This window comes from Thauera sp. AutoDN2, assembly GCF_051280715.1.
Classification (GTDB): Bacteria; Pseudomonadota; Gammaproteobacteria; order Burkholderiales; family Rhodocyclaceae; genus Thauera.
Genome location: NZ_JBNCAR010000028.1, coordinates 20,007 through 32,532, shown reverse-complemented (window position 1 = coordinate 32,532; position 12,526 = coordinate 20,007). Strand labels below are relative to the sequence as shown.

9 protein-coding genes are annotated in these 12,526 nt (G+C 68.1%); 3 read left to right on the top strand and 6 right to left on the bottom strand.

The window, feature by feature from the left end; translation table 11 throughout:
- Window positions 1-84: 84 nt before the first annotated feature.
- Window positions 85-1,248: a THUMP domain-containing class I SAM-dependent RNA methyltransferase gene (locus ACPT9U_RS13820; protein ID WP_435751349.1), complete on the top strand. Its 1,164-nt coding sequence runs from the start codon at window positions 85-87 to the stop codon at window positions 1,246-1,248.
- Between the two features lie 83 nt (window positions 1,249-1,331).
- Here ACPT9U_RS13820 and ACPT9U_RS13815 read toward each other — a convergent pair whose 3' ends face one another.
- The 6 genes from ACPT9U_RS13815 to ACPT9U_RS13790 are packed head-to-tail and all read right to left on the bottom strand — an operon-like array spanning window position 1,332 to window position 10,790.
- The gene (locus ACPT9U_RS13815) at window positions 1,332-7,115 is read right to left on the bottom strand and encodes an Hpt domain-containing protein (RefSeq protein WP_435751348.1); all 5,784 of its coding nucleotides are present in this window, start codon (window positions 7,113-7,115) and stop codon (window positions 1,332-1,334) included.
- A gap of 23 nt (window positions 7,116-7,138) precedes the next feature.
- Window positions 7,139-9,250, bottom strand: coding sequence for a methyl-accepting chemotaxis protein (locus tag ACPT9U_RS13810; RefSeq protein ID WP_435751347.1), 2,112 nt, complete (start codon window positions 9,248-9,250; stop codon window positions 7,139-7,141).
- Window positions 9,251-9,297: 47 nt separating this feature from the next.
- On the bottom strand, window positions 9,298-9,804 hold the full coding sequence (locus tag ACPT9U_RS13805; RefSeq protein WP_418364595.1) for a chemotaxis protein CheW: 507 nt from the start codon (window positions 9,802-9,804) through the stop codon (window positions 9,298-9,300).
- Between the two features lie 5 nt (window positions 9,805-9,809).
- Window positions 9,810-10,175, bottom strand: a complete 366-nt coding sequence (locus tag ACPT9U_RS13800; protein WP_418364596.1) for a response regulator — start codon at window positions 10,173-10,175, stop codon at window positions 9,810-9,812.
- Window positions 10,176-10,194: 19 nt separating this feature from the next.
- Window positions 10,195-10,581: a twitching motility response regulator PilG gene (pilG, locus tag ACPT9U_RS13795; protein WP_418364597.1), complete on the bottom strand. Its 387-nt coding sequence runs from the start codon at window positions 10,579-10,581 to the stop codon at window positions 10,195-10,197.
- A 56-nt stretch (window positions 10,582-10,637) separates the two neighbouring features.
- Window positions 10,638-10,790 carry a rubredoxin gene (locus ACPT9U_RS13790; protein ID WP_418364629.1) on the bottom strand — a complete coding sequence of 51 codons (153 nt, stop codon included), beginning with the start codon at window positions 10,788-10,790 and terminating at the stop codon, window positions 10,638-10,640.
- Between the two features lie 149 nt (window positions 10,791-10,939).
- On the opposite strand from ACPT9U_RS13790, the gene thiD reads away from it, so the two are divergent.
- The gene (gene thiD, locus ACPT9U_RS13785; protein ID WP_418364598.1) at window positions 10,940-11,776 is read left to right on the top strand and encodes a bifunctional hydroxymethylpyrimidine kinase/phosphomethylpyrimidine kinase; all 837 of its coding nucleotides are present in this window, start codon (window positions 10,940-10,942) and stop codon (window positions 11,774-11,776) included.
- On the top strand, window positions 11,769-12,410 hold the full coding sequence (gene thiE, locus ACPT9U_RS13780; protein ID WP_418364599.1) for a thiamine phosphate synthase: 642 nt from the start codon (window positions 11,769-11,771) through the stop codon (window positions 12,408-12,410). The genes thiD and thiE overlap by 8 nt, the downstream gene beginning before the upstream one ends.
- The last annotated feature ends 116 nt before the right edge of the window (window positions 12,411-12,526 follow it).

Sequence of the window (12,526 nt, the reverse complement as noted above, 5' to 3'; positions counted from 1 at the left end):
TGTGCGGCTGCTTCGGGGCACATGCCGCAATCTCCATGATTCGTGCGGGTAGAATGCCGGCTTTGAACGCGCGCGGAGCACCTCATGGCTGAAACCTTCTTCTCTCCCTGCCCGCGTGGGCTCGAGGCGCTGCTCGTGGAGGAGCTGACGGGCCTGGGCGCGCGCGAGGCGAAGGCGGTCCATGGTGGGGTGAGCTGGCAGGGCGACTGGGTTGCGTGCCAGCGCGCGAATCTGGAGAGCCGGCTTGCGACCCGGGTGCTGTGGCGGGTGGCCCAGGGGCGCTATCGCGCGGAAGTCGATCTCTACAAGCTTGCGTACAGCGTGACCTGGGCGAAGTGGTTCACGCCCGACGACACGATCCGGATCTACGTCACCGCGCAGAAGTCTCCGCTCAAGAGCCTCGAGTTCGTCACGCTGCGGATCAAGGATGCGGTCTGCGACCACTTCAGGACCGTGGCCGGACGCCGGCCGAGCGTGGACACCGCGAACCCGGCCGTGCGCATCCACCTGTTCCTGACTGCCGACACTTCGACGCTCTATGTCGACACCTCCGGCGAGCCGCTCTACAAGCGCGGCTACAAACCGGCTGCAGTCGAAGCGCCGCTGAAGGAGAACCTCGCTGCGGGCATCCTGCGGCTCTCGGGGTGGCAGCCGGGAGAGACGCTCATCGACCCGATGTGCGGGAGCGGCACCTTCCTCATCGAGGCAGCGCAGACGGCCCTCGATGTCGCTCCCGGGCTGGGACGCGGGTTCGCCTTCGAGCGCCTGCGCATTCACGATCGCGCGGCCTGGGCGGCGCTGCGGCGAGCGGCAGAGTCACGGCGCAAGCCAGTGCGCGCGTTGCCCATCCACGGTTCCGACATCGTCGCCGAATGGGTGCGGCGGAGCCGGGTGAACCTCGAATCCGCCGGGCTGGCGGATTGTGTGAGCCTTTCGCGCGCCGATCTGCTCGAGCGAGAGCCGCCCGCGCAGTCCGGTGTGATGGTGGCGAACCCGCCCTATGGCGTGCGCCTGGGCGAGGCGGAGGCGCTTGCGGCCTTCTATCCGCGCCTGGGTGATGCGCTCAAACGGCGCTGGGGCGGCTGGCGCTGCTATTTTTTCAGCGCGGACACCGCGCTGCCCAAGCTCATTGGCCTCAAGGCCAGTCGGCGCACGCCCCTGTTCAACGGTGCGCTTGAATGCCGGCTGTATGAGTACCGCATGGTGAGTGGCAGCAACCGCGAGCGCCCGGCACGCGACGAGGCCTGATCAAGCGTGGCTGGGGGCCCGGCCCGGAGGGGGCGGGGTCCGCACGCGCGGCCCCCGCGCGGGCAGGGGCCGCGGGGCGGATATCAGGCCGGGGCTTGGGTTTGACCCGTGATGTATCCCGCCACCAGCGCGAGCAGTTCCTCTTCCTGGTAGGGCTTGCCGAGGTAGTGGTTGGCGCCGATCTCTTCTGCGTAGCGACGGTGCTTCTCGGCCAGACGGGAGGTGATCATGATCACCGGGAGGTGCTGCAGGCGCTTGTCGGCGCGGATGTTGCGCACCAGATCGAAGCCGTCCATGCGCGGCATCTCGATGTCCGAGAGCACGACGTCGGGCAGCGTGTCGATGAGTTGCTCCAGCGCGTCCACGCCGTCCTTCGCGGTGATTACGCGATAGCCCTCGCGCTCGAGCAGGCGCCCGGTGATCTTGCGCACGGTCAGCGAATCGTCGACCACCATCACCGTGGGCAGATGCAGCGGTGGCGGGGCTTCGGACTCGGGCGGCAGATGGATGCTGTCGATCTCCTGCTCGCCGAGCCCTCGGCTGGCGAGCGCGACCGGGTTCAGGATGATCACGACCTCACCATCGCCGAGTACCGTGGCGCCGGACATGCCGACCACCCGGGTGAGCTGCGGCCCCGCATTCTTGACGACAATGTCCTGGTTGCCGCGCAATCCATCCACATGCAGGGCAAGCCTCTGCGCACCGGCGCGCAGCAGCAGCACCCAGTTGTAGCGCTGTTCGAGCGGGCGCGCGTCGCGGTCGCCGAGCAGGCGCGGCAGATAGCGATAGGGGAAGTGCTCGCCCTGCCACGCGTAGCCGTGCTGCTCCTGCAGCGTGCGCAGCGGGGCGGGCTTGAGTTCCATCGCCTGGGCGACGAGGCTGGACGGAATGGCCCAGGTGCGTCCGCCGGACTGCACCAGCAACGCGCGGGTGACCGCGAGCGTGAGCGGGATGTGGATCGTGAAGCGCGTGCCCGCACCGCGTGTGGAGGCGACGCTCACCCGCCCGCCGATCGCGGCGGCCTGCGCCTTGACCACGTCCATGCCGACGCCGCGCCCCGACACTGCGGACAGTTCGCTCGCGGTGCTGAAGCCCGAAAGGAAGATCAGGTTGGTGAGGCGTCGTTCGTCGGCCTGCTCGTGCTCGCCCAGCAGACCGCGTTCGCGGCCGCGGGCCGCGATGCGCTCGAGATCGAGGCCGGCGCCATCATCGGAGACGTCGATGGCGATCTCGTTGCCTTCCTGGCGTACGTTCACAATGATGTCGCCGGTTTCGGGCTTGCCCGCGGCATGACGTGCCGAGGGCGTTTCGATGCCGTGGGCGAGCGCATTGCGCAGCAGGTGCTCGAGCGGCGCGGCGATCTGTTCCAGCACACTGCGGTCGACCGAGATGCGGCCGCCCCTCAGGTCCAGGTTTGCGCGCTTGCCGAGGTCGCGAGCACTCTGCCGCACCACCCGGTAGAGGCGGCTCGCGAGGCTTTCGAAGGGCAGCATCCGCACCTGCATCAGACCTTGCTGGAGATCGCGGGCCAGACGTGCCTGGCTGTTGAGGGCAAGCTCGGCGCCGTCCAGGTTCAGCAGCAGGTTTTGCTGCACCGTGGTCACGTCGTTGACGCTCTCGGCCATCATCCGCGTCAGTTCTTGCAAGCGGGTGTAGCGGTCGAGCTCGAGCGGGTCGAAGTCGCCATGCTCCGCCCCCGACTGTGCGATGCGCGACTGCATCTGCACGTCGGCCTGGATCTCCACTTCGCGTAGCTGGTTGCGCAGGCGGATGACGTTCTCGGTGAGGTCGAGCAGCGAGCGGCGCAGCGTACGCAGCTCGCCGTCGATCCGGCTGCGTGCGACCCCGATCTCGCCCGACTGGTTGACGAAGCGGTCGATCAACTCCGTGCGCACGCGCAGGGTCGGGCTGCTCAGCACTTCGGCGTCGGGAGCGGCTTCGCCCTGAGGCGTTCCTTCGTCGGCCGCGGTGGGCGCGCGTGCTGCACCTTCGGCCCCGGCGGCCTCGCCGGGCACCTCGGCAGCCTGGTCACCCAGGGTGAGTGCGCCGATCGTCTGCTCGGACTGATCGAGGCCGTGAGCGAGTGCGTCCACCAGGCTGGCGATGGACTCGCGTGCTGCAAGGCCGTCCTCAAGCCGGGATTCGAGCTGGTGCAGCTGCGTGCCGAGGCTCATTGCCCCCGCCATGCGCGCGCTGCCCTTTAGCGAATGCAGCAGGCGCGCGAGCACCTTCGGTGCTTCGCTATCGGCATGCGGGGCATTGCGCCAATTGCGCAGGGTGTCGTGCAACTGCCCCAGGACTTCGCCGGCTTCCTCAAGGAAGATCGGCAACAGGTCGGCGTCGAGGTCGTCGCGGACGGGCGGGAGCTGTTCGGCAGCTTCCCGCGCGGCGGATTCTGTGCGCACCGGGGACGTCGGAATTTCCGACGGGGCGGGCTCGCTTCGGAGGGGCTCGGTCGCGACCTCGCTGGGTGGCTCCACCCCGGCCGCAGGTTTGAGCTCGACGTCGAGTGCGGACTCGATCTCGCCTTCGTCCTCGACCGCCAACGCGCTCTGAGCCGCCGGCTCGGCCTTCATCGCCGGTTCTGCCTCGGTGGGCGCAGGGGGCTCCAGCATCCGTGCGGCCGAATCGAGTGCACTCACGAGCGTGGGTGTGGCCTGCGGTGCTTGCCCGGCGCAGGTTTCGGCGAGCATGGCGCGCATGGCGGCCTGCGCGTCTTCGAACAGCGCGAGCTCTTCGGCGTCGGGCACGCGCCCGCCCTCGGCCAGCCGCTCGAGTGCGCGCTCCAGCGCGCGCCCGAGTTTGTGGGGGGCGTCGAGCCGTGTCGTGCCCGAGATTCCGGTGAAGGTGTGCACTGCACGGATGCTCGCGGCGGAAGGCGGCCTGTGGGCGCCGGCCTGCAGGGCCAGGAGCTCGCTGGCGAGCGTGTCGAGGTGCTGCACCGCTTCCGAGCAATAGAGTTCGTGCAGTGCGGCGGAGATCTCGACGTCGCCGATGCGTACCACCGCCGGCTGTTCGGCCGCTTCGGTGGGGGGGATGTCGACCGCCTCGAGGGTGGGGGCGGTCGCCGTCTCCTCATCCAGGGCGTCTGCCGCCTCAGGTTCTGCGCGCTCGAATTCAGGAAGCTCCGCGGAGGCAGTGGCCGCTTCGGGGGGCAACTCGGCTTCAATCGGTTCGGGCAGCAGGTCGATCTCCAGCGGCTCGAGCAGGTGGTCTTCCTCGTCCCAGGAAAGGTCGGGAGCCGGGAAGTCCTCGATCGAAAATGCTGCGGCCTCCGGCGTTTCGTTGTCCGGTGCCGGTGCCGGTGCATGGGGCGCTTCCGCAGTCTCCTCCGGCCCGAGCGGGGGAAGTTCGCCGAGCTCGGCGTCGATGAGGAAGGCTGCGCTCTCGAGCACCATCTCGGCTTCGGCGGCCGGTTCCGGTTTGCTCGCCTCGGGCTCGGGCGGCGGGATTTCGGGAAGCGCGGGTTCGAGCACTTCCGGCTCGGCCGGTGGCTGATCCTGCGCTGGAAGGACGGGCGCTTGCTCGGCGTTGCGCAAGCGCTCGGCATCGGTGATCAGGGCGCTTGCCTCGACTGGGCTCATGTCCCGGGTTTCGAGCAGCGCTACCCAGCGCGAGAACACTTCGCGACCGTCGTCGATGAAGTGCAGCAGCGCAGGGGTCACCGGCCATTCGAGCTGCAGCCAGCGGTTGAGCGTCTGCTCCACCGCCCATGCCACCTCGCCCAACGCAGTGAGCCCAACCATGCGCCCGCTGCCCTTGAGGGTGTGGAAGCTGCGGCGGATCGTGACCAGGGCCTCCCTGTCTCCCGGCGCGGTGCGTAGCAGCTCGAGCTGCTCGCTTTGCGTTGCCAGCACCTCGTGCGCTTCTTCGATGAAGATGCCCAGCAGTTCCTCATCGATCGGCGCCTGCTCCTCTCCAGCAGGCTCGGTTGTCGCAGGCGCCGCTGCAGGCGGTTCGGCTTCGACCGTCGGTGGGGCGGCCGGCTTCGCAAGGGGGGCCAGTGTGAGCGCAGCCTGCGGCTCGTTGAGCAGTTGCTGCGCCCGGGCAAGTTCGTCGTTGAGGGCCTCGTCGATCGCTGCTGCCGGGGTTTCCGCCTCCGCTACCGGCATCTGTACCGGTGCGCCGGCTTCGTCCTCGGGTTCGTACGGCTGGGCAGATTCAGTGGGGGCTGAGTGAGGCGCTCCAGGTACACCGTGCGCCAACAGGGCGTGGATGTTGGCGCCGCCGCGGGGCAGGGCGTCCAGATAGAAGCCGAAGGCGGACAGCCGCTCGGCGAGCGCTTCGAGCTTGCCGTCCTCGGGGCTGGCATCCTCGCGCGTGAGGCTGGCGATCCTCGTCGCCGCGTCGCGCACGATGGCCAGCGCTTCCGTTTCGCCCAGCACGCTGAGCGCGCCAATGATCTGCTGCAGCGGGTGATGCAACTTCTCGAGCGGATCGCGCTTGGCCTGATCTCGGAAGAAGTCGTCCAGGGTCTGCTCGACCTGCGCCAAGCTGCTGCGCATCTCCTTGACGAGTTGCTCGATGGCGGCCTTTTCCTGTGCCTGGCTTGCGGCGCGAAAGCTGTCGCCGCCTTCATCCTCGCCCAGGGTCTCGCCGCGCTGAAGTGCAGCGAGGCGCTCGGCCAGCGCGTCGGCGCGGGCCGTGAAGCCGGGCTCCGCGGGGCGCGGTGTGAGTGCGGTTTCGAGCGTGAGCAGCGCGGTGGCGACTTCCATCGCGGCTGCCTGGGGCAACTGCAAGGGGTCTCGGCGCAACCAGTGAGCGAAACCAGCAAGCGCGCCGATCAAGCGCTCGACGCCCGGGCGCGAGAACGTTGCAGCGGAAGGTCCCATCTCCACGAGCGCATGCTCGAAATGCTGCAGGTCGACGGCCGTCCCCGCACAGAACGCATCCCAATGCAGGCGGGCGGCGGCGAGGTGCCGGCCCAGCGCGTCGAGCAGCGGAGCAGTCGGCGTTCCGCTCACCTGCACGCCGGCGGTTGGCAGCAGTGCTTCAAGGCCGTAGAAGCTGCGTACGGCGCGTTGATGTGGCGTCACTGCCGGGCAGTGGGCGATCTCGTAGAGGAGCTCCCTGAGCAGTCGATCGGGCTGCGACGCGGTGCCGGTGAGCAGGCGACGGAACTGGGCGTCGATCTGGGTGCACAGGCGCTTGACTGCGGGTTCGGGCTGCAGGTCGTCTGCGATCAGGGCGTCGTAGAACGCCAGGCTGATCCACCACAGCGCGTGCGCGGGTGCGCCTTGCTGCAGCCTGGCGACCTCGGCGATCGCCTCGCGCATGGTGCGCGCGCCTTCACCCGCGTTGCCTTTGCGCAACCAGTCGAGCAGGCCGCGCTCGAAGCGGCTGCGCGCGTTGCGCAGTGCGCTGCCGGCGTCGTCGCTGGCTGAGGGAGTAGCGGAGGCTGTAGAAGAGGCGACCAAGGCCGGGGGGCGGCGGGAAAGATCCGGATGGAACAGGTCCACCGGGCCAGCTGCGGTCTGGCCGGACGCTGCAACGAGCTCGAGATAGGTATCGCCGAGGCGGAGCGGCTGGTCTGGCGCGCCGTGAGCGAGTTCATCAAGGTAGTTGCCGATCATCGCAAGTGCGCGCCGCACGAGTTCGCGCTGCGCTGCAGGTGCGCCTGCCTCGCCATGTGCCATGGACGAGAGCAGTTTCTCTGTGGCGTCGGCGAACTGGGTCAGACCGTCCAGGCCAACGATCGCGAGCGCGCCACGAACCTGGTGCAGGTGAGTCTGGGCAAACTGCAGGCCGGCGGTGCCGTCGGCGTCGGCGCCTTGCTCCAGCGCTTCCCGCGCACGCGCGAGCGCGGCATCGATTTCGCCCTTGACCCAGGTCAGCGCGCCCAGGTCGGGCTCGGTGGCGTTTGTCATGCTTGATCTTCCTGGCGGGGTGCTCAGACCTTGAAGCCCGAAACTGAACCTTTCAGCTCGACCGCGAGCTCGGCGAGCTGCTCGATCGACACTGCCGTCTCACGGGTACCGAGCGAGGTCTGCTCGGTGACTGCCAGGATGTCCTTCATGGTTTCGGCCACCCGGCTGGCGGTCGCGGCCTGGGTCTGGATGTCGGCAGAGATTTGCTCGATGAGGCGGGCGGTGTCGGTGCTCACCGCGTCGATCTCGGCCAGCGCCTGGCCTGCGGCGTCGGACAGCTGCGCCCCTTCGACCACGTCCTGGGTCGCATTTTCCATTGCGACCACTGCGTCCTGGGTGTCGGTCTGAATCGTCTTCACGATCGCTGCGATCTGCTTGGTCGCCTCTGCGGAGCGTTCGGCCAGGCGCTGCACTTCTTCCGCAACGACGGTGAAGCCGCGGCCGGCCTCACCCGCCGAGGCGGCCTGGATGGCGGCGTTCAGCGCCAGCACGTTGGTCTGCTCGGTAATGTCGGAGATCAGCTCCACGATCTCGCCGATCTCCTGCGAGGATTCGCCGAGGCGCTTGATCCGCTTCGCCGTCTCCTGGATCTGGGTGCGGATGTCGTTCATGCCGCGGATGGTGTTCGCCACCGCGTCCGCGCCCTTGCGCGCGACGTCCAGTGAGCGGCGGGCCACTGCCGCGGACTGCAGGGCACGCTCGGAGGATTCCGTCATCGACTGGGCCATGCGCTCGGTGGTCGTGCCCGCCTCTTCGATCTCGCGCGACTGCCGCTCGGTCGCGTCGAGCAGCTCGTTGGAGGTGTTGCGTGCGGATTCGGTCGCATTGGTCACGCGCGAAGCCGCGTCGTTGATTCGCCGCACGAGAACCGCGAGCTCTTCGATGGTGTAGTTCACCGAGTCGGCGATGGCGCCCGTGATGTCTTCCGACACGGTCGCGCGCATTGTAAGGTCGCCGTCGGCGAGGTCGCCCATCTCGTTCATCAGGCGCAGGATGGCCTGCTGCGAGAGGTTGCGTTCGTTCTCGGCCTTCTGGCGCTCAACCTCGGTTGCTGCGCGGCGGGCGGCGAGGTCGCTGGCGTAGCTTCGGATCATCAGGATCAGCAGGAATACCGACAGGGCGGCGGTCAGCAGGGCGCCGACGTGCAGTGGCCCGAAGCCGCTCGAGATGCGGGTCAGCGCGGCCGTGAGCGCGGCGCTGCCGGCGAGCAGCGGCGCCGCGTCGCTCGCGATGCCGCGTGCAGCTTCCCGTGCCTGCAGCAAGGGGTGGGTGCCGGCGACGATGCTGTTGATCGCAGTCAGCGTCGGGCCTGCGACGATCTCGAGCTCCTGGGCGGCACTGGTGAGGCGGGTGCCTGCGGCCCTGCGCTTGAGCTGCTCCAGTTGCTCCCGCATGCGGTCGCCGGCCGTGCCAAGTGCGGCGGCCGCTTCAGGTGTGGCTTCCTCGGCCAGCAGTAAGGTGTTGGCGTGCCCGGCCGCGCGCTGGGCCTGCATCGAGAGGGCAGTGGCTGCGGACAGGAGGCCGGTGTCGGACGCGTCGGCGATCGCTTGTCGCAGCATGTCCTCGCTTGCGTCGAAGAGCGCTGCGCTTTCGCCGTTGATGGTCTGCACCGCGGCTGCGACGGCCACGAAGATGTCGGCCTGATTGGCGAGTTGCGCGGTTGCGCTGGAAGTCTTGCTCCAGACCGCCTCGAGCTGCTCCAGTTGCGGGCGTACCGTCTCCGGAACCGGAGGCAGGATGGCGTCACCGTAGGTGCCGCCTTCGTCCAGGGTCTGCAGCAGACTGGCGAAGCGGGCGCGGGTGCTGTTCAGTTCGGCGATCGATCCCGCGTCTCCGAAGCGGACCATCTGCGCGGAGCGGGCCAACTGCTGGGACAAGGTCTGCAGTTCGCTGGAGGCGCTCACCTGCAGCGTGTTGAGCGAGGAGGTCCGACCCTGGTAGACGAGCAGGCCGATCGTGGCGATGACCAGCGCCGCGAGCATCATGCCGAGGCCGCGAAGGTCGCTTCCCGAGCGCTCCGGAACCGGCTTGGTATCGGAGGCTGGCGTGCGCCGCGGGGCGCCGGTTTCGAGAATCGTGCTCTCCTCGGTGCTGCCGGGGGCCGCATTCTTCTTGGTGAACAGGTTCAGTGCCATGATGGAAGCTCGAATTCAGTCGTTTTGGGCGGAAATCGGCGGGCTCGTCATTCGAGGCCGGCGTCGAGGAAGGCAGGTTGCGAGAGCAGGCGCACGGGGTCGAGTTCGAGCCAGACGCGACCCTGGAGGTCGCGCAGGCGGCGCCTCACCCAGGGGCGTGCATCGGCTTCGGTTTCGGCCTCGAAGTCTTCATGCGCACGCAGCCCGGTCGAGGCGCCCACCAGCAGGGCGGCGTTCACGCCGTGGCGGGCGCCAATCAGGAGCAGGCGTGCGCTGCCCCCGGCGGGGGTGGCCGGCTGACCGTTGAAGAGGGCGAAATCGACTACGCCGAACAGCGTGCCGCGTACGTTGGCCAGCCCACGGTACCAAGGGTGGGTAAGGGGAACGGCAGACAGGCCCGGCGGAGGAAGGATCTCCCCCGCTTCGGCCAGGTCGATCAGCCAGTGCTCGCTTCCACAGGCAAACCCGAGCAGGCCGCGACGCCCGGTGGTGCCCGCTTCGGCGAGCCGACGTGCCAGCCGTTCCTGGAATTCTCGCAGGCTGCTGCGGCCCATGGCGCTTAGCCCATGGCCCGGATGCGGGCGAGCAGATCCTGATGGTCGACCGGCTTGACCAGATAGGCCAGTGCGCCCTGGCGCATGCCCCAGATCTTGTCGGTTTCTTCGCCCTTGGTGGTGCACATGATGATGGGGATGTCACGCGTCGTGTCGTGGCGCGAGATCGTGCGCGTGGCCTGGTAGCCGTTCATGCCGGGCATGACCACGTCCATGAGGATGAGGTCGGGGTGGTCGGCCTGACTGCGCGCGATGGCTTCTTCTCCGCTCTGGGCGGTCAGCACTTCGTAACCGTTCTTCACGAGCACTTCCTGCATGGCGAGGCGCTCGGTGGGCGAGTCGTCGACGACGAGAATCCTGTGAATCGGCATCTTCGTGATCCTGTCCTGTTCAGTGGTTGCGTTGCGTGGCGTGGGCGGAGACTGCCTTGAGCAGGCTGTCCTTGGTGAAGGGCTTCGTGAGGTATTCGTCCGACCCGACCATACGCCCACGCGCACGGTCGAACAGGCCGTCACGGGAAGAAAGCATGATCACGGGGGTCGAGGACAGGCGCGGGTTCTTCTTGATCAGCGCGCAGGTCTGATAGCCGTCGAGGCGCGGCATCATGATGTCTACGAAAATGACGTCCGGATGGTGGTCGGTGATCTTCGCAAGCGCGTCGAACCCGTCCTCGGCCAGCAGCACCTCACAGCCCGCCTGGGTGAGGAAGATCTCGGCGCTGCGCCGGATCGTGTTGCTGTCGTCGATGACCATCACCTTCAGCCCGGCAATGTTCATGCTCTGTCGTCTCCCCTTCGTTCTTCAGGTGCGGGGCCACGGCTTCGTGGCGCCACTCAGATCTCGACCATCTCGAAGTCACCCTTGCCGGCGTGGCACTCCGGACAGGTCCAGTTGGGCGGAATGTCTTCCCAGCGCGTGCCGGGTGCGATGCCTTCGTCTGGCAAGCCTGCGGCTTCGTCGTAGATGAAGCCGCAGATCCGGCACATCCAGGTGCGGTATGAAGTATCGTCCATGAGTCTGCGCAGCTTAAGGCTTGGCGTTAGAATTCGCGGAATCTTAACGCATCCTCTGTGGTGCAAACGTGGCGTAGTTCTCGCTCATGCCAATTGCGATTCCTGATACGCCGCCGTGCGTGATGTGCCTGTCCGCAGGAGATCCGACCGGCGGCAGCGGCCTTGCCGCCGACATGCTGACCTTGTCGAGCATGGGCTGTCACCCCTTGCCGGTGCATACCGCGGCGCTGGTGCGCGATACGCGCGGCGTTGAAGAGGTGTGGCCGACCGAGCCCGAGTTACTGGTGATGCAGGCGCGCACTGTGCTCGAGGATGTGCCGGTGGCCGCATTCAAGCTCGGCTTCTGCGGCAGCGTCGAGAACGTGGCGGTGATCGCGGAGATTCTGTCCGACTACCCCGAAGTGCCGCTGGTCGTCGAGCCCGGACTGCAGGCTGCGATGCAGATGGGCGAGCCGGGCGAGGAGATCGTTGCGGCGCTGTCGGACCTGATCCTGCCCCAGACGACCCTGCTGGTGGCGGATCGTCACGCCCTGTGCCGTCTTGCCGGCGTCGATGCGTTGCCGCACGAAAGCGCTGCCGACGATGAAGGGGAGGGGAGTGAAAATGCTCCCGATGTGGATGAAGCGCTCGCGCGCGTGCTTGGTGGAGGGGTCGAGTACGTCCTCCTCACCGGCGGCAGCGAGCACGGGCCGCAGGTGCTCGACACCCTGTTCGGCCATGAGGGGGTGATTCGCACCGATGCCTGGCCACGGCTGCAGGGCAGCTTCCTTGGCGCCGGCAGCACGCTGGCCGCGGCGGTGGTTGCCGCGATGGCGCACGGCATGGATCTGCCCGAGGCGGTGCGTGAGGCACAGGAGTTCACCCAGCAGACGCTGCGACACGCGTACCGTCCCGGCATGGGGCGTGCGCTTCCGGACCGCTTCTTCTGGGCGCGGGGCAAAGGCGCGGAAGATGTCTGAAGCGCTGCGCAGCCCAGTCGGCCAGGTGCTTCGCGGGCTCTATGCGGTCACCCCGGACGTGACCGATACCGTCCGCCTGCTGGCGCTCGCCGAAGCGGTGCTGGCGGGGCGGCCGGCCCTGCTGCAGTATCGCAACAAGACCGCCAGTGCAGCCTTGCGCAGGGAGCAGGCCTGCGCGCTGCAGCGCCTGTGTCGCACGGCCGCGGTGCCCTTCATCATCAACGACGACCTGGCGCTGGCGCTCGAGGTCGGTGCGGACGGCGCCCATCTCGGTCGCGACGATGGCTCGCCTGGGCAGGCGCGCAAGGCGCTTGGCACGCAGCGTATTCTTGGTCTGACCTGTTATTCCGACTGGTCGCGTGCGACCGAGGGCGCCGAGATCGGCGCCGACTACATCGCCTTCGGTGCGATGTTTCCGTCGATGACCAAGCCGAACGCACCACCTGCGCCCTTCGCAATGATCACGCGCGCGAAGCGGGAACTTGGCCTGCCGGTGGCGGCCATCGGTGGCATCACCCTTGCCAACGCGGGGCAGGTCCTGGCCGCGGGTGCCGATCTGCTTGCGGTGGTGGGCGACCTGTTCGGGGCGGGGGATCCCGCGGCGCGGGCCGCCGCGTATCGCAGCTTGTTCTGAACGGTGGAAGGGCCCCGGCCCTGGTTGCACAGGGGGGCGCGTGTGCGCCGGGTGCCGGCCCAAGCCCCGGAGCGGAGGCGATTCTTGACCTGTGCGGTGGACCGGCCCAGTCAGTG

What these genes read in the sequence shown, in the direction of transcription:
- ACPT9U_RS13820 (WP_435751349.1), top strand. Translation starts at nt 85, where the DNA reads ATGGCTGAAACCTTCTTCTCTCCCTGCCCGCGTGGGCTCGAGGCGCTG.
- ACPT9U_RS13815 (WP_435751348.1), bottom strand. Translation starts at nt 7,115, where the DNA reads ATGACAAACGCCACCGAGCCCGACCTGGGCGCGCTGACCTGGGTCAAG.
- ACPT9U_RS13810 (WP_435751347.1), bottom strand. Translation starts at nt 9,250, where the DNA reads ATGGCACTGAACCTGTTCACCAAGAAGAATGCGGCCCCCGGCAGCACC.
- ACPT9U_RS13805 (WP_418364595.1), bottom strand. Translation starts at nt 9,804, where the DNA reads ATGGGCCGCAGCAGCCTGCGAGAATTCCAGGAACGGCTGGCACGTCGG.
- ACPT9U_RS13800 (WP_418364596.1), bottom strand. Translation starts at nt 10,175, where the DNA reads ATGCCGATTCACAGGATTCTCGTCGTCGACGACTCGCCCACCGAGCGC.
- pilG (WP_418364597.1), bottom strand. Translation starts at nt 10,581, where the DNA reads ATGAACATTGCCGGGCTGAAGGTGATGGTCATCGACGACAGCAACACG.
- ACPT9U_RS13790 (WP_418364629.1), bottom strand. Translation starts at nt 10,790, where the DNA reads ATGTGCCGGATCTGCGGCTTCATCTACGACGAAGCCGCAGGCTTGCCA.
- thiD (WP_418364598.1), top strand. Translation starts at nt 10,940, where the DNA reads ATGTGCCTGTCCGCAGGAGATCCGACCGGCGGCAGCGGCCTTGCCGCC.
- thiE (WP_418364599.1), top strand. Translation starts at nt 11,769, where the DNA reads ATGTCTGAAGCGCTGCGCAGCCCAGTCGGCCAGGTGCTTCGCGGGCTC.